Below are 15,880 nucleotides of genomic sequence, written 5' to 3'. Positions count from 1 at the left end.
CCTAGAGCGTGTCGAGGAGGTGGAGGACGAGCCCCACCAGTCCGCCGACGATCGTGCCGTTGATGCGGATGTACTGGAGGTCGCGGCCGACGGCGGACTCCAGCCGCTCTGTGACCGTCCTCGCGTCCCAGCCTCGGATGGTCTCGCTCACTAGGGTGACGATCGAGCTGCCGTAGCTCGCCGCCATGCCGGCGACGGCGCGGCGGGTGAACTGGTTGACGGCAGCGCGGATGCGGGGATCGCTCTCCAGCGTGGCGCCGGCGGAACGAAGCACCTCGCCCATCCGTCCGGCCATGGCTGCATCGGGATCGCGGGCGGCCGCGATGATCGTGGCCCGTCCGCGCTGCCACAGTCGGTCAAGCCATTGCGCGACCGAGCGATTGGCGAGCAGTTCTTCCTTCCAGCCCTCGACACGGGCTCGGGTTTCGGGCTTGTGCTGGAGATCGTCGGCAAGGGCGGTCAGCGCCTCGACCATCTTGCCGCGCACCGGATGGTTGGGGTCGGCGCTCATCTCGACCGTCAGCTTGCGCAGGCCGTCGAGGATCGCATCGGCAAGCTTGTCGTCGAGCGCGGCGAGCCGCAGCACCCAGCTCGCGCGCTTGCGGACCATCTCGCGGATCAGCGGCTCGTTGGCGTCGAGCGCTCGGGACAGGGCACGGATCGCCGCTTCCAGCATCGGCACGTGCCGATTGTCCTCGATCGCCGAGGCCAGCGCCGCACCCAGTAGCGGAGCGACCTCCGTCCTTGCGATGCGCTGGGCGATCGCGCCCTTGACGATCCCGCCCAGCCGCTCGTCATCCAAGGCCTCGACCATGTCGGCGATAAGGCGCGAGGCACCGCGTCGCATGCGGGTGCCTTCGCCGCTCGGCGTGCTGAGGAAGCGCCCGGCGGCGGCGGCAACATCGATCCCGCGCATCCTTCGGGCGACGACCCGGGCGACCAGGAAATTGTCGCGGATGAAGGTCGCCAGCGCCGCGCCGATCCGGTCCTTGTTGCGCGGGATGATGGCGGTGTGTGGGATGGGCAGGCCAAGCGGATGGCGGAACAGGGCGGTTACCGCGAACCAGTCGGCAAGCCCACCGACCATCGCCGCCTCGGCGAAGGCCTTGACGTAGCCGAGCCACGGATAGCGCGGCTCGAGCGCGCGGGTGATCACGAACAGCGCCGCCATCGCGACCAGCAGGCCGGTCGCGACGACCTTCATGCCGGCGGTGCCGGGCTGGGCGGGGTTGAAGCGGGTGAGCGGTCCGGAACGTGTCATCCGAACCGCTCAATAGCCGAACGTGGCGCCGGGTTCACTCCGCCGGTTGCGGCACGGACCCCGGAGCCGGTGGCGCACGATGCTCCGGCTGCGCTTCGGGAACGTCATGCGCGGTCGCCTGCAGGTGACGGCCGAGCTTGCGGGCGATCCACTGCTCGATGTCGATCGCCAAGCTGAAATAGGCCGGGACCAGCAGCAGCGTCAGGAACGTCGACATCAGTAGGCCGCCGATCACCGTCACGCCCATCGGCGCGCGCCAGCTGCCGTCGCCGGTCAGGCTGAGCGCGATCGGCACCATGCCGGCGACCATCGCCACTGTGGTCATGACGATCGGCTGGGCGCGCTTGTGCCCGGCCTCGACGATCGCCTCACCTTTCTCCAGGCCATGGTCCATCATCTCGACCGCGAAATCGACCAGCAGGATCGAGTTCTTGGCGACGATGCCGAACAGCATCAGCAGGCCGATGAACACCGGCAGGCTGAGCGGCTGGCCCGCGATATGGAGCGCGATGACCGCACCCAGCGGCGCCAGCAGGAGCGAGCCGAGGTTCACCAGCGGTGCCAGGAAGCGCCGGTAGAGCAGCACCAGCACTGCGAACACGAGCGCGATGCCGGCGATCACCGCGAGGATGAAGTTGGTGATGAGCTCGCCCTGCCACTTCTGGTCGCCGAGCGTCAGTCGCGACACGCCCGCGGGTAGATCCTTCATCACCGGAAGCTGGTCGATCTGCTTCCAGGCGTCGCCGCTGACGGTATTGGGCGTCAGGTCGGCGCCGATCGCGATGCGATAGACTTGGTTGGTGCGATTGACGACCACCGGTCCCGATCCAAAGGTGATCTCCGCCACCGACTTCAGGGGAACCGAGCCGCCGCTGGCCGTCGGCACCGGCAGATTCTCGAGCGTGGCAATGTCCCGCCGCTCCGACCGGTCAAGGCTGACGATGATCGGCACCTGGCGATCCGAGAGCGAGAAGCGGGCACTGTTCTGGTCGATGTCGCCGATGGTGGCGATGCGAATGGTCTGCGCCAGCGCGGCGGTGCTCACCCCAAGGTCGGCGGCGAGGTCGAAGCGCGGCTTGATCCGGATTTCCGGACGGACGACGTCGCCCTGGACGCGCGGGGCGACCAGCACCGGGATCGTCGCCATCTCGTCGGACACACGATTGGCGACCTCCGTCAGCTTCACCGGATCGTCGCCGCCGAGGAAGAGGGTGACGGGACGGCCGCCGCCGCCCGGTCCACCGCCGCCCTGGCTGAGGAAGTTGACCTGCGCATCGGCGATCTGGGCCAGCTGCGGCGTGATCTCGCGCTCGATCTCCCAGCTCTTCTTCTCGCGATCCTTCTTGTAGACGACGTTGATGAAGGCGGCAGACGTGAAGCTGCGCTGAAAGACATTGTCGACGTTCGGATTGCGCTGGACGATCTCCGTCACGCGCTGGGTCACCGCCTTGGTCTGGTCGAGCGTGGTGCCCGGCGCGAGCCCGATGCGGATGGTACTGTTCGGCAGGTCGAGCTGCGGCTGGAAGGTCATCGACAGGGTGCCGATTCCGACGCCGGTGGCGATCAGGATGAGGAACCCGACGCCCACCATCCATACTCGGTGGTCGCGCAGGCGGGCAAGGCGCCGGCCCATGAAACTGCCCGCGCTCTCCCTCGCGGCCGTGGCCTTGCTGTCGTCGATGGTCCAGCGAAGGGTCGCCAGATAGCGGTCCATCCACTTGCCCGAAGCATGCTCCTGGATGCCGCCGCTGCGCAGGAAATAGGCCGCCATCAGCGGCGTGATCATGCGCGCCACGAGCAGGCTCATGAATACCGCAAGCACGACGGTGTAGCCGAAGTTGCGGAAGAACTGGCCCGAGATGCCGGGCATCAGCGCGACCGGCAGGAACACCGCGACGATCGACATGGTGGTGGCGAGCACGGCAAGGCCGATCTCGTCCGCCGCGTCGATCGACGCCTGGTAGGCGCTCTTGCCCATGCGCATGTGCCGGACGATGTTCTCGATCTCCACGATCGCATCGTCGACCAGCACGCCCGCGACCAGCGCCAGCGCCAGCAGCGACAGGAAATTGAGGTTGATGGACATGAGGTCCATGAACCAGAAGGCGGGAATGGCCGAGAGCGGTATGGCGATGGCCGAGATGACCGTCGCGCGGATGTCGCGAAGGAACAGGAACACCACCAGAACCGCGAGCACCGCGCCTTCGATCAGCGCGTGCATCGAGCTCGAATACTGGCCCTTGGTGTAATCGACGCTGTTGCTGATCTCGACGAAGCGGACGCGCGAGTCGGCTTCCTCGATCGTGCGCAATTCCTTCCAAGTATTCTCGTAGGCGGTGACGTCCGACGCTCCCTTGGCACGGGACACGTTGAAGCTGACGACCGGGCGGCCGCCGAGCGACGTGGCCGAGCGCGGTTCGGCCGAGGAGTCACGCACCTGCGCAATGTCGCCGAGCCGGACGAACCGGCTGCCGGGGAGGGCGATCTGGGTATCGGCGAGCGCCGCCGCGCTGCGGGCGTTGCCGAGCACGCGGACCGTCTGCTCCGACCCGGCGATCTCGGCGCGGCCGCCCGGCGCATCGACGTTGATCGCGCGGAGCTGCTGGTTGACCTGCGCCGCGGTGATGCCCTGCGCCTGGAGCGAGGCCGGATTGAGAATGACGCGGATCTGCCGGTCGACGCCGCCCTCGCGGGTGACCTGCGCGACGCCGTCCTGCGCGAGCAGCCGGCGCGACACGAGATTGTCGACATACCAGCTGAGCTCCTCGAGGCTCATGTCCGTGGCTTCGACCGCGATAAAGGCGAACTCGTCGCCGCCGATATCCACGCGGCTGACCTGCGGCTCGAGAATTCCGTCGGGTAAGTCCCCTCGAATCTGGTCGATCGCCGCCTTGACGTCGTTGACGGCACGGTCGGTCGGAGTGCCGATCTTGAACTGGACGAAGGTGTTGCTGTTGCCTTCGCGGACGGTGGAATTGATCTCGTCCACCCCATCGACGCCGCGCACCGCGGCCTCGACCTTCTGGGTGACCTGGTTGACCATCTCGGACGGGGCGGCGCCCGGCTGCGAGATGGTGACGTTGGCCGCCGGGAAGTCGATGTCCGGGTTGTTCGTGATCTCCATCGTCGCGAACGAGTAGATTCCCGTCAGCAGCAGGGCGATGAAGAGGACGATCGGCGGGACGGGGTTGCGGATGCACCACGCCGAAATGTTGCGGAAACCCATGAGCTTGTCTGTCCTTCGCTGGCGGCCGTTAGTTGGCCGCCGCCTGCCGCTTCGGATTGACCTTCTGGCCGGGGTTGAGGAACGGCCCGGCCGACAGGACGACCATCTCCTGGCCGGTCAGGCCTCCGGTGATGGTGGCGCCGCTCTCGTCGACCACGCCGATCGTGACGTTGCGCCGCTCGGCCTCGTTCTTCGCATTGATGATGTAGACGTAATTGCCGTCATTGTCCGACAGCACCGCACTCTGCGGGAGCAGGGGCGCAGTGGTTGCCCCGGCCGAGATGCGGGCCGACGCGAAGCCGCCCGGGCGGATTGCCGGCGAATAGGGAATGGCGATGCGCACTTCGCCCTGACGGCTTTGCGGATCGATGACCGGCGAGACCTGCCACACCGAGCCGGTGATGCTCGACGTGCTGCCGATCGGAGTGATGCTGGCAGGCATTCCGACGCGGATGGCGGCAAGGTCCTGCTGGGACAATTGTGCGCGCATTTCCATTTCGCCGCCGCGGGCGAGGCGGAACAGGCTCTGGCTGCCGGCGCCGATCACCTGGCCGACCTCGAGGTTGCGCTGGAGGATCAGGCCCGACGTGGGCGCCTTGATGTCGAGAAGTCCGATGCCGGCCCGAGTCGCGCTGAGCTGGGCCTGCGCCACCCGCACCTGTGCATTGGCCTGGTCGCGGGCGGCCCGCTTGCGATCGAGATCGGCCTTGGAGACGAAGCCCCGACCGACCAGCGCGGCCGAACGCTCATATTCGTTCTGCGCGAGCGCCGCGCTTGCCCGGGCGGCCTCGACCGAGGCGGCGAGCTGCGCGCTGGTCTGCACCTGGACCGAGCGGTCGACCGTGGCCAGCACCTGGCCGGCCTGCACCCACGTGCCTGCATCCACCAGCACGGCAGTAACCCGGCCACCCTGGCCGGCAGCGCCGATCGGCTGGTCGCGGCGGGCGGCGAGGGCGCCGTTGGCGGTAATGATGCTTGCTACCTGGCTGCGACCCGGAACCAGCACGGTCACCGTCGGCACCTGTCCGCCCCGACCCTGGCCGTCGGCTGCGGCGCTGGCCGCCTTCCCGCCGGCAGGCTCGCTCGACCGGTTGAAGAAGACGTAGGCAAGCGCGAGCACGAGCGCGCCGACCAGGATCGCGATGATCATGTTGCGACGCCGGCGGGAGCCGTCCACCACCACGATCGTGTCGTCCCGCTGGAGCCGGGTCTCGCGATTCATCTCTTCCACCTTTATCTATCTGTTTCGAACGGTGACTCGTCAGGTCGCTGTGTTATACCCATAACTCACCGCTTACAACCCAGCGCGCGGCTGCGACAAACAACAAGCCTCATTCGACCAACGGTCACCGTCGAGCCGCCAAAAGGCGTTTGCCCAACCCGGCAGATGGTTGGTAACCGGACGTGAAACAACAGGAGGGCTGAGATGCTCCAAGATTATGGCTGGTTGTCGTGGATCATCATCGGTCTGCTGGCGGGCGGTATCGCCAAGTTGCTGATGCCGGGGCGGGATCCTGGCGGCTGCGTCATCACCATCCTGCTCGGGATTGGGGGCGCGATGGTCGCCGGTTTCCTCGGTCGTGCGCTCGGCTGGTATCGCGAACCGACCGACGGCGCCGGATTTCTGGCGGCTATCGTCGGTGCGGTGCTGATCCTGTTCGTCTACCGCCTCGTTTTGAAGCGCCGCTGAGGATCGGCGTTCAGCGGCGCTGCAGCCGCTGGACGCCGATGGCGATGCCGAGCGCCAGGAACGTCCCCAACAGCGAAAGCAGGACTCCCGGCAGCGAAAAGCCGGTCGGCTCGAGGCGACCGGCCATGGCGGGCGTGATCAGCAGGGCTCCCAGCACCGCGCCGGCCGCGCCAAGCCCGACGAAGGCGAGAATCTCTCGCCCGCTCTGGCTTCGGAAGGTGACGCTGGCGAGCCAGCCGAGCAGGGCGCCGGCAAAGAGCAGCGCAATCCAGGACAAGGGCATGTTCGGTCCATAGAAGAAGGGGCCGCCCGCCCTCAAGAGCGGACGACCCCTTCCGGTCCGTCAATCACAGTGCGTGATTAGCGCACGCGACCGCGACGGACGAGATTGACGATCGCCAGCAGGATGATTGCACCCAGCAGCGACACCAGGATGTTGCCGAGGCTGAGCGGACCATCGGTGATCGAGCCACCGCCGATCAGCGGGGCAAGCAGGAAGCGGCCCAGCAGCGCGCCAAGGATGCCAACGATGACGTTGAGCAAGATACCCTGCTGCGCGTCGGTGCGCATGACGATGCTGGCAAGCCAGCCAAGCACACCGCCGACGATGATGATGAGAATCCAGTCCATGCGTTCCCTCCTGTAACGCCGCCCTGGCGAGTTCGCCGGGCGGCTGTTGCGGTCACAAGACGCCCATTGGCTTTGTCTTGTTCCGAAGGGGAACGGTGGGGAGACGGGTCGGTTCCGAAACGAGGACCCGACGCCGTTTTGCGCCGGAGCCCTCTACATGGTCAGTAGCGCTGCTGGCGCTCGTAGACCTGGCGGTAATGCTGGATGCGGGTGACACGCAGACCGGGCATGCCGCTGCGGTCGACCGCGCGCTGCCAGCTGGCGAACTCCTCGAGGCTGAGGTTGTAGCGCTGGCAGGCCTCGTCGACCGTCAGTAGCCCCCCGGCTACGGCAGCGACGACTTCGGCCTTCCGGCGAACGACCCACCGGGTGGTCTCGGCCGGAGGAAGCGAGTCCAGGGTCAGTGGCTCGCCGAGCGGGCCGATCACCTGGTGAGGACGAAACTTCTGATTCTCTAACATTGCTTCCTCAAGCGGGCCTGGTGGTTGATTGCTGAACGGCGTTTACCGGTTGCCCTCTCAAGCAATTGTGAAGTCCGCTGGTAAACGGAACTGTCACCAAATCCGGGCCGCCCGCGAAAGCGCCCCCGGTGCGCTCCCGCACGGTCCCGCTGCCGGTCAGCAGCGCGACCACCGCGGCAAGCCGGTCGCGAGCGTTGCCGCTCGGCCCGAGGCTCGCCAGCACTGCGCCCAGTTCACCTGGGGCAAGCACCGCGGCGGGCAGCAATTGCTTGTCGAGGTTCACCTTCTACTTGCCCTCCTCCAGGTCGGCTCCACGTCCCACCACTAGCGAAAGAGGGTGAATGCCGGGTAAAGACCTCGCCATGTTTCCGATCGACCTCCAACTAGATCGCCCCCCGGCGGGCGCGCGTGTCGTGGTCGCCATGTCGGGCGGCGTCGACTCGTCGGTCGCGGCCCTGCTTGCGGCGAAGACCGGTGCGGAGGTGATCGGAGTCACCCTCCAGCTCTACGATCATGGCGAAGCGGTGAAGCGCTCCGGTGCCTGCTGCGCGGGCCAGGACATCTATGACGCGTCGCAGGTCTGCGAGAAGCTCGGCATTCCGCATTATGTGCTCGATTACGAGAGCCGCTTCCGCGAGGGCGTGATCGAGCGCTTCGCCGACGATTATGCCCGCGGCCGCACGCCAGTGCCCTGCTCGCTCTGCAACCAGGGGGTGAAGTTCACCGACCTCCACGCGTTCGCCCGCGAACTGGGCGCTGATGCGCTGGTCACCGGCCATTATGTCCGGCGCGTCGTTCGTGCGGGCAGGGCAGAGCTGCACAAGGGGCGCGATCCGGCACGCGACCAGAGCTACTTCCTCTACGGCACCACCGCCGAGCAGCTCGACCTGCTCCGCTTCCCGATCGGCGAACTGCCCAAGGCCGACGTGCGGGCGCTCGCCGCCGAAGCGGGCCTGCCAGTCGCCGCAAAGCCAGACAGCCAGGATATCTGCTTCGTGCCCGACGGCGACTATGCCGGCCTTGTGAAGCGCCTTCGACCCGAGACGGACGCGCCCGGCGAAATCGTCGATCTTGCTGGAAAGGTCCTCGGCCGCCACCCCGGCGTCGTTCACTTCACCGTCGGCCAGCGCCGTGGTCTCGAGATTGGCGGATCGCCGGAGCCGCTCTACGTCATCCGCATCGATCCCGCCGCGCGCCGGCTGGTCGTCGGCCCCAAGGACGCATTGGCCGTCCGCGAAGCCTTGATCGCTGACTGGAACTGGCTGGGTGAGGACCAGCGCGAGATCGAGGTCAAGGTCCGCTCCCTCAGCCGCCCCGTGCCGGCCTGCATCGCCGGTTCTCGAATGATCTTCGATCGACCGGAATATGGCGTCGCGCCGGGCCAGGCGGCGGTTGTGTACGAAGGAGACCGGCTGCTCGGAGGGGGCTGGATCGAGGAAACCGTGCCCGTCACCGACCAGCTTCGTCCGGCCGCCTGACGTGCCGCAGGCCAGAAGCGCGGGAATATTGCTTTATCGCCGGCGGGCGGACCTGGTCGAAGTGCTGCTCGGGCACCCCGGCGGTCCTTACTGGGCGCGCAAGGATGAAGGCGCCTGGATGGTTCCGAAGGGAGCGATCGAGCCGGGCGAGGATGCGCTTGAGGCGGCGCAGCGCGAATTCGCCGAGGAGGTCGGCCCGCTGCCCCCAGGGATGCCGGAGCAGCTGCATACCGTGCGTCAGAATGGCGGCAAGCTGGTCGAGGTGTTCGCGCTGGAGGGCGACTTCGATCCGGCGCAACTCTCCAGCGAGATGTTCGAGCTCGAATGGCCGCCGCGCTCTGGGCGCACCCGTCGCTTCCCGGAACTCGATCGAGTCGAGTGGATGGAACTGGCGCGCGCGCATGGACGCATCCTCAAGAGCCAGCGCCCGGTTCTCGACGTCCTGGCCGAACGATTAGGTCTTCCGGCGGCGGCCGCTGGACAGCCAGAACAGGATCAGCCCGGCGAGGCCCAGGCCGGCTAGGGTCACCCAGGCCGCAGCGCTCGCCTGCGTCGAGACGAGCGCGCAGAGCAGGATGCCGAGACCGCCCAGCGCCATCTCGCCGGCCGTCCGCCTAGCTACCTTCAGCCAGGCGGCGATGGTCACCGCATAGACGCCCATGCGCGCCAGGGTGCTAACCACCGCCAGCCAGACGAAGGTGCCGCTCAGCGCCAGCAGCGCGGCGAGGCCAGCCATCAGCCAGATGGAACGGTGCGGGCTGAGGAACCTCGGGTGGACGGCCGCGAGCCAATCGGGAAGGTCGCCCCTCATCGCCAGCGCATGGCTGACGCGCGGCGTCGCGGCGAGGTTGGCGTGGAGGTTGCCGGCCAGGCTCGCAACCGCCGCCAGCAGCACCAGCAGCGCACCGGGGGCGCCGAAAAGGTCCCTTCCAAGCGCAAGCAGCGGTGCCTTCTCGCCTTCCTCAACGCTCGGCGACACGGCCGAATAGGCGAGCTGCACCAGCAAGTAGAGCAGCGCGATGACGGCGATGGTAAGCAGCAGGCCCTTGGCGATCGATGCTCCGCCGTCCTTTGCTTCGCCCGATACGGCGATCGAACTCTCGAACCCGATGAAGGCGTAGAAGACCAGCAGCACGCTCGCCTCGACGGCAGTCAGGGGCGGTGGCGAGCCCTGCGTGGGCAGGGGGAAGGTGGCAAGCGCGAGCAGGGCGAGCAGGATCAGCGGCAGGCTCTTGAGCAAGGTCAGGCCACCGAGCAGCCGAAGCGCCCGCGTCATTCCGACGACGTTGGCACCCGCCAGCAGCAGAATGGCCGCCAGGATCAGCGCCGATCGCACCCAAGGCGACGGGCTCACCTCCACCCAGCGCAGCATGTAGTCGATCAACACATGGACATTGGCCGCGAACGCCGAGACGCGTGCGACATAATAGGTCCAGCCCAGCTCGAAGCCGGCGGCGCGCCCGAAGGCGGACCCGTAGACGACCGGTCCGCCTTCGCCCGGCATGCTGGCGATGGCCCTGGCGAAGGGGATGGCGATCAGCAGCATGACGAGCGCCGCGGCTGGGAAAAGCCACGGCGCCCACGCGCCGACGCTGTCGTCGAGGGTCGCCGGGAGGGCGAAGACGGCGGCACCGACCGCGCCGTTGAAGGAAAGGAGCGTGGCGCCTCCGAGGCCGACTCGGCGGGGCAGCGCCGGCGCGGTCAAATGCGAAAAGACCCTTCGATCACGGTCCGTGCCAATCCCCCAAGTCGCACCCTGTCGCCCACCAGCCGGCACGTCAACTCGCCCCCGCGGCGTCCGACCTGCGCGGCGGTGAAGTCGGTGCGGCCGAGAACCTCAGCCCAGTAGGGCACGAGCGCGCAATGGGCAGAGCCGGTGACCGGATCCTCGTCGATCCCGTGATAGGCGGCGAACACCCGGCTGGCGATGTCGGTGCGCGTACCCGGCGCCGTCACCATCACCAGCGCATCCATCGTCCGGAGCGTGGCAAAGTCCGGGCGAACGGCCTGTACGGCATCCTGATCGGTCAGCCGCACGAGGATCGCCCCATTGCCCCCTTCCCCGCGCCACACCTCGCCCGTGACCCCGAGCGCCCGGAGCACCTCCTCGCCGTCACTCGCCGGCGCGATCCTGCTTGCGGGAAGATCGAGCCACAGCAGCCCGTCCGACCGGCTCACGCTGAGCATGCCCGAGCGCGTCTCGAAGCGCACTTCGTCCTCTTCGCCGAGCAGCACGTGCCCGCTCGCGAGCGTGGCATGGCCGCACAGGTCCACCTCGACCGTCGGCGTGAACCAGCGCAGGTGATAGTCGGCCTGGCTGCCCGCCAGCGGAACGGTGAAGGCGGTTTCGCTGAGGTTGTTCTCGGCAGCGATCGCCTGGAGCGTCTCGTCCGCCAGCCATTCCTCCAGCGGCATCACCGCCGCCGGATTGCCGGTCAGCGGTTCTGGCGCGAAGGCGTCGACCTGGAAGAAGGGCAGGTTCATCGCCGCTCCGTGATCTCATGGGGCAGCATGCCCTCCCGGTCGGTATGCCCTTCCGGGTCAAGGTGAAGAAAAATCTCGGTGCCAGGGAATCGGCGCTGCAGTTCCTCTTCCACCCGGTCGAGCCGGTCGTGCGCCTCCCGCACCGACCATTCCTCCGGCACCCAGACATGGAACTGGATGAAGTCATGCACGCCGCTGGTCCGGGTGCGGACGTCGTGGATGCCCTTGAGCTCCGGATAGTCGGCGCAGGCGGCGAGGAAGGCCTCGCGCTTGTCCTCCGGCCACTCGGCATCCATCAGCTGGTTGACGCTTTCGCCCGCCGCCCGCCACGCTCCCCACAGGAGCCAGACGGCAATGGCCACGCCAAACGCCGCGTCGGCCCCGCGCAGCCGAAACCACTGGTCGAGGATCAGCGCGGCGATCACCGCGCTGTTGAGGAACAGGTCGGACTTGTAATGGATATTGTCGGTCTTGATCGCCAGCGAGCCAGTCTTGGCGATGACCCTCTTCTGATAGCTCAGGAGCAGGAGAGTCCCGAACATGGCCGCGATCGACACGCCGATGCCAAGCTCTGCATTGGCGGTCGGAGCCCCATTGATCAGCCGGTCGATCGCCCGCCAGCCGATGCCGAGCGCGCTCGCGGCGATCAGCACTACCTGCCCGAGTGCCACCAGCGCTTCCGCCTTGCCATGCCCGAAGCGATGGTCGTGATCGGCCGGCAGGGCGGCGATGCGCACCCCGGCAAGCGTGACGAGGCTGGCGACGAGGTCAAGCGCAGTGTCGGCGAGGCTGCCGAGCATGGCGGTGGAGTCGGTCGCGATCGCTGCCCAGCTCTTGGCGACGAGCAGGGTCAGCGCCATCGCCACGCTGGCCAGCGCCGCCCGCTGCGACAGGCGCGCGCGTTCTGGCCCGACCACCCTCACGGGTAGAGGAGGCTTTCCGACCAGCCGCCGTCCGGCTGGCGCGAGAAGAGGCGGCGATGGTGGAGGCGGAACTCCACATCTTCCCAGAACTCGATCCGGTCGGGTACGAGGCGAAAGCCCGACCAGTGCGCCGGCCTCGGCACATCGCCATCGCCGAAGCGCGCCTGCGCTTCCTCCACGCGCCTGACAAAGGTCTCGCGGCTTTCGAGCGGCCGCGACTGGTCACTGGCGTGCGAGCCGATGCGGCTGGTGCGCGAGCGGCTGGCAAAATAATCGTCTGCGTCCGCATCGCTGACCTGGATCAGCCGTCCTTCGGCTCGGACCTGTTTGCGCAGGCTCTTCCAGTGGATGCACAGCGCGCCCCACGGATTGGTGGCGATCTCCTGGCCCTTGCGGCTTTCGAGATTGGTGAAGAAGCCGAAGCCGTCCGGACCATGGCGCCGCATCAGCACCATCCGCACCGACGGGCGACCGTCGGGCGTGCTGGTGGCGATGGCCATGGCGTCAGGATCGTTGATTTCCTTCGCCTCGGCCTCGGCCATCCACTCGGCGAACAGGACGAAGGGATCGATCGCGGACATTCGCGCCCACTACCCGCTTGGTGCCTTGGCAGGCAAGCAATGCGGACCTAGCTGGTGCGCAAGCGACTTTGCTCTATGAGGAGCCATGGATCTTTACGCACAGCTCGGGGTGAAGCGGGGGGCGACCGAAGCCGACATCAAGAAGGCCTATCGCAGCCTCGCCAAGCAGCTTCACCCTGATCGCAACAAGGACAATCCCAAGGCGGCCGAGCGCTTCGCCAAGGTGACGCAGGCCTATGACCTGTTGTCCGACGCCAGCAAGCGCGCCCGCTACGACCGCGGCGAAATCGACGAGGAGGGCAACCCGAAAATGCCGTTCGGCGGCGGCTATGGCGGGAGCTACGGCGGATCGCGTCCCGGCGCGAGCGGCGGCTTCGAGGGCTTCGGCAACGGCGGCGGTGGCAGTGGCGGCGGTCCCGATCTTTCCGATCTGTTCGAAGGCCTGTTCGGCGGCGGCGGCGCGCGCCGTGCCGGCGGGGCGGCTTTCGGCGGCGGGGGGGCGACGCGGACCCGCGCGGCAGCCAAGGGTGCCGATGTCGCCTACCGCCTTACCGTGCCCTTCACCGAAGCGGCGACGCTGAGCCCGCAACGGGTCACGCTGGCCGACGGCACGACCATCGAGATCAAGCTCCCAAAGGGAGTCGAGGATGGCGCCAGGGTCCGGCTCGCCGGCAAGGGAGAGGTCGGGCCGGGCGGCAAGGGCGATGCGATCGTCACCATCGCCATCGAGCCGCACCGCTTCTTCTCCCGCGACGGCAATCATGTGCGCCTCGATCTCCCGGTCAGCCTCAAGGAGGCGGTGCTCGGCGGCAAGGTGAAGGTGCCAACGCCGGATGGTGCGGTGATGCTCAGCGTCCCCAGGGGCGCCAGTTCGGGCAAGGTGCTGCGCATCAAGGGCCGAGGCTTCAGTGACAAGGCGGGCAATCGGGGCGATCTCCTCGTCACGCTGATGGTCGACCTGCCCGCCGCGGACAGCGAGCTCGAGCGCTTCGTGGAGCAATGGAGCGGAGGCGGAGGCAACCCGCGGGCGGGGCTCGGCGTCTAGGCGGTCAGATGAAGGAAATTTCGCCCCACAGTCCGGAAGCCCGCCGTAAGCGGCTTGCAAAACTCAAGGCCCGCTTCGGCGAGCAGGTGGTCGACCGCGTCAAGCCCGGAACCCGTCCGTTCGAGATCATGAAGCGGGTTGCGGTAGGCGTCTACAACGACGGCTTCATCCACGCGGGCAACCTCGCCTACCTCAGCCTGCTTTCCATGTTCCCGTTCTTCATCTTGGCGGCGGCGGTCGCGCAGCTGCTGGGATCGACCGACGGTGCGCAGGCGACGGTCTACAACGTCCTTGCGTCGGTGCCGCCAGACATTGCGGCGGTGCTTCGCGAGCCGGTGACCGAAGTGCTCACGGCGCGGCAGGGGCCGCTCCTGTGGTTCGGCGCGCTGGTCGGCCTGTGGACGGCGTCGAGCTTCATCGAGACCATTCGCGACATCCTCCGCCGCGCCTACGGGGTCACCTACACCGCGCCCTTCTGGGAATATCGGCTGATTTCGATCGTCTTCATGCTCGGGCTGGTGCTGATGCTGATGATCGCGCTGGCGATGACGGTGGCGCTGAGTTCGATCGAGGCTCTGGTCCTCCATCTGGTCCCGCAGTTCGAGCAGGTCGCCAACTCGCTGACCCTGCTGAAGGCGGTTCCGACGGTGATGCTCTATCTCACCGTGTATCTCGTCTTCCTCGTCCTGACGCCGTCGCGCTATCGCAAGATGCGCTGCCGCAAGTGGCCGGGCGCGCTGCTGGTCACCGCCTGGTGGATCGGAACGGCCGTGCTGCTGCCCAAGGCAATCGGCCTCGCCGGCGGCTACAGCCTGACCTACGGCAGCCTGGCGGGCGTGATGATCACCCTCCTGTTCTTCTTCATCGTTGGGCTTGGCGTCGTCATGGGCGCGGAATTGAACGCGGCGCTGGCGGAAACCGGACCGGTCGCGCTAGAGGGCGAGCAGTTCAAGGGACCGCACGCCGACGAACTGGAAGTCGAGGCGCCCGGTCCAGGGGAAGATATCGGCCAAGCCAGCGGGGAGAGTCGGGCGGCATGACGGGTTTGATGAAGGGTAGGCGCGGGCTGATCATGGGGCTCGCCAACGATCGGTCGCTCGCCTGGGGCATCGCCAAGCAGCTCAGCGAGCAGGGCGCGGAGCTGGCTTTCTCCTACCAGGGCGAGGCGCTGGAGAAGCGGGTGCGCCCGCTTGCCGAGAGCCTCGGGTCCGACTTCCTGGTCGATTGCGACGTCGGCGACATGGACGCGCTGGACCGCACCTTCGCCGCGCTCGAGGAGCGCTGGGGCGGCATCGACTTCCTCGTCCACGCCATCGGCTTCTCGGACAAGAACGAGCTGCGCGGGCGGTTCGTCGATACCAGCCTCGACAACTTCCTGCTGACCATGAACATCTCGGTCTACAGCTTCGTCGCTGTCTCGCAGCGGGCCGCGCGGCTGATGAAGCCGGGCGGAAGCCTGCTGACCCTCACTTACTATGGCGCCGAGAAGGTCATTCCGCACTACAACGTCATGGGCGTAGCCAAGGCCGCGCTGGAAACGGCGACCAAATATCTCGCGGCCGATCTCGGCAAGGACGGCATCCGGGTCAATGCGATCAGCGCCGGTCCGATCAAGACGCTGGCGGCGAGCGGGATCGGCGATTTCCGCTACATCCTGAAGTGGAACGAGCTGAACAGTCCGCTTCGGCGAAACGTCACCATCGAGGATGTCGGCGGAGCGGGCCTGTATCTTCTCAGCGACCTGGCGTCCGGGGTGACGGGCGAGATCCACCATGTCGATGCGGGCTACAACGTCGTCGGCATGAAAGCCGAGGATGCGCCGGACATCGCGACCGTCTGAACCTGAACAAGGTCACAAAGGTCACCGGTGGCGGCCTGTCGGATCGCGCCGAACCTGAACAAGGTCACAAAGGTCACCGGTGACGGGGTGCCGCTGCCTCGGAGCCCCGAGCAGCTCTCCGCGACGCGGCTGATCATGCCTGGGCATGGAGTTGCAAATCCCCCCGCCTGGACGCGAGGCGACTTGAAAGAACATCTGAACCATATGGGTTCATGGTGAAGCATGGTCTCCTACAATGCAAGGAGCCGCCCGGATCAGGAA

At 67.2% G+C, this 15,880-nt stretch carries 17 protein-coding genes; 6 read left to right on the top strand and 11 right to left on the bottom strand.

All coding sequences use genetic code 11. From position 1 onward, the window contains the following. Position 1: 1 nt before the first annotated feature. From JOY29_RS07360 to JOY29_RS07350, 3 genes are read right to left on the bottom strand one after another with little or no spacing between them, the layout of a single operon-like run. Positions 2 to 1,261, bottom strand: a complete 1,260-nt coding sequence (locus tag JOY29_RS07360) for a DUF445 domain-containing protein (RefSeq protein ID WP_300972875.1) — start codon at positions 1,259 to 1,261, stop codon at positions 2 to 4. A 34-nt stretch (positions 1,262 to 1,295) separates the two neighbouring features. Further along, positions 1,296 to 4,487, bottom strand: coding sequence for an efflux RND transporter permease subunit (locus tag JOY29_RS07355; RefSeq protein WP_300972874.1), 3,192 nt, complete (start codon positions 4,485 to 4,487; stop codon positions 1,296 to 1,298). A 28-nt stretch (positions 4,488 to 4,515) separates the two neighbouring features. Continuing rightward, positions 4,516 to 5,709, bottom strand: coding sequence for an efflux RND transporter periplasmic adaptor subunit (locus tag JOY29_RS07350; RefSeq protein ID WP_300972873.1), 1,194 nt, complete (start codon positions 5,707 to 5,709; stop codon positions 4,516 to 4,518). A 204-nt stretch (positions 5,710 to 5,913) separates the two neighbouring features. On the opposite strand from JOY29_RS07350, the gene JOY29_RS07345 reads away from it, so the two are divergent. Continuing rightward, positions 5,914 to 6,177: a GlsB/YeaQ/YmgE family stress response membrane protein gene (locus JOY29_RS07345; protein ID WP_300972872.1), complete on the top strand. Its 264-nt coding sequence runs from the start codon at positions 5,914 to 5,916 to the stop codon at positions 6,175 to 6,177. Positions 6,178 to 6,187: 10 nt separating this feature from the next. On the opposite strand, the gene JOY29_RS07340 is transcribed toward JOY29_RS07345, so the two are convergent. The 4 genes from JOY29_RS07340 to JOY29_RS07325 all read right to left on the bottom strand — a co-directional run bounded on the left by JOY29_RS07340 (position 6,188) and on the right by JOY29_RS07325 (position 7,551). Further along, positions 6,188 to 6,460, bottom strand: a complete 273-nt coding sequence (locus tag JOY29_RS07340; protein ID WP_300972871.1) for a hypothetical protein — start codon at positions 6,458 to 6,460, stop codon at positions 6,188 to 6,190. 77 nt (positions 6,461 to 6,537) lie between these two features. Next, positions 6,538 to 6,807, bottom strand: a complete 270-nt coding sequence (locus JOY29_RS07335) for a GlsB/YeaQ/YmgE family stress response membrane protein (RefSeq protein ID WP_300972870.1) — start codon at positions 6,805 to 6,807, stop codon at positions 6,538 to 6,540. A gap of 161 nt (positions 6,808 to 6,968) precedes the next feature. Next, on the bottom strand, positions 6,969 to 7,268 hold the full coding sequence (locus JOY29_RS07330) for a DUF1153 domain-containing protein (protein ID WP_300972869.1): 300 nt from the start codon (positions 7,266 to 7,268) through the stop codon (positions 6,969 to 6,971). Positions 7,269 to 7,275: 7 nt separating this feature from the next. Further along, positions 7,276 to 7,551, bottom strand: coding sequence for a hypothetical protein (locus JOY29_RS07325; protein WP_300972868.1), 276 nt, complete (start codon positions 7,549 to 7,551; stop codon positions 7,276 to 7,278). 79 nt (positions 7,552 to 7,630) lie between these two features. Here JOY29_RS07325 and mnmA point away from each other — a divergent pair, with 79 nt between their 5' ends. Both mnmA and JOY29_RS07315 read left to right on the top strand, forming a co-directional pair. Continuing rightward, the gene (gene mnmA, locus JOY29_RS07320; RefSeq protein WP_300975501.1) at positions 7,631 to 8,746 is read left to right on the top strand and encodes a tRNA 2-thiouridine(34) synthase MnmA; all 1,116 of its coding nucleotides are present in this window, start codon (positions 7,631 to 7,633) and stop codon (positions 8,744 to 8,746) included. 1 nt (position 8,747) lies between these two features. Further along, a complete protein-coding gene (locus JOY29_RS07315; protein ID WP_300972867.1) occupies positions 8,748 to 9,269 on the top strand; it encodes an NUDIX domain-containing protein in 522 nt (173 codons plus the stop codon). On the opposite strand, the gene JOY29_RS07310 is transcribed toward JOY29_RS07315, so the two are convergent. The 4 genes from JOY29_RS07310 to pdxH are packed head-to-tail and all read right to left on the bottom strand — an operon-like array spanning position 9,201 to position 12,734. Next, the gene (locus JOY29_RS07310; RefSeq protein WP_300972866.1) at positions 9,201 to 10,451 is read right to left on the bottom strand and encodes an APC family permease; all 1,251 of its coding nucleotides are present in this window, start codon (positions 10,449 to 10,451) and stop codon (positions 9,201 to 9,203) included. The two genes, JOY29_RS07315 and JOY29_RS07310, sit on opposite strands and share 69 nt — an antisense overlap. Next, positions 10,448 to 11,230 (bottom strand): PhzF family phenazine biosynthesis protein, encoded by a 783-nt coding sequence (locus tag JOY29_RS07305; RefSeq protein WP_300972865.1) that lies wholly within the window; start codon positions 11,228 to 11,230, stop codon positions 10,448 to 10,450. The genes JOY29_RS07310 and JOY29_RS07305 overlap by 4 nt, the downstream gene beginning before the upstream one ends. Further along, positions 11,227 to 12,153, bottom strand: coding sequence for a cation diffusion facilitator family transporter (locus tag JOY29_RS07300; protein WP_300972864.1), 927 nt, complete (start codon positions 12,151 to 12,153; stop codon positions 11,227 to 11,229). The genes JOY29_RS07305 and JOY29_RS07300 overlap by 4 nt, the downstream gene beginning before the upstream one ends. Further along, entirely contained in the window at positions 12,150 to 12,734 is a 585-nt protein-coding gene (gene pdxH, locus JOY29_RS07295; protein ID WP_300972863.1) for a pyridoxamine 5'-phosphate oxidase, read from the bottom strand. The genes JOY29_RS07300 and pdxH overlap by 4 nt, the downstream gene beginning before the upstream one ends. Before the next feature lie 85 nt (positions 12,735 to 12,819). Between pdxH and JOY29_RS07290 the strand changes: the two genes are divergently transcribed. The 3 genes from JOY29_RS07290 to fabI are packed head-to-tail and all read left to right on the top strand — an operon-like array spanning position 12,820 to position 15,619. Next, on the top strand, positions 12,820 to 13,779 hold the full coding sequence (locus JOY29_RS07290; RefSeq protein WP_300972862.1) for a DnaJ C-terminal domain-containing protein: 960 nt from the start codon (positions 12,820 to 12,822) through the stop codon (positions 13,777 to 13,779). An 8-nt stretch (positions 13,780 to 13,787) separates the two neighbouring features. Then, positions 13,788 to 14,819, top strand: a complete 1,032-nt coding sequence (locus JOY29_RS07285) for a YihY/virulence factor BrkB family protein (RefSeq protein ID WP_300972861.1) — start codon at positions 13,788 to 13,790, stop codon at positions 14,817 to 14,819. Beyond that, the gene (gene fabI / locus JOY29_RS07280; protein WP_300972860.1) at positions 14,816 to 15,619 is read left to right on the top strand and encodes an enoyl-ACP reductase FabI; all 804 of its coding nucleotides are present in this window, start codon (positions 14,816 to 14,818) and stop codon (positions 15,617 to 15,619) included. The genes JOY29_RS07285 and fabI overlap by 4 nt, the downstream gene beginning before the upstream one ends. The last annotated feature ends 261 nt before the right edge of the window (positions 15,620 to 15,880 follow it).

This window comes from Sphingomonas sp. LHG3406-1, assembly GCF_029637485.1.
Classification (GTDB): Bacteria; Pseudomonadota; Alphaproteobacteria; order Sphingomonadales; family Sphingomonadaceae; genus Sphingomicrobium.
Note: the sequence above shows the minus strand (reverse complement) of the source record. Positions and strands in the feature narration are given on the sequence as shown.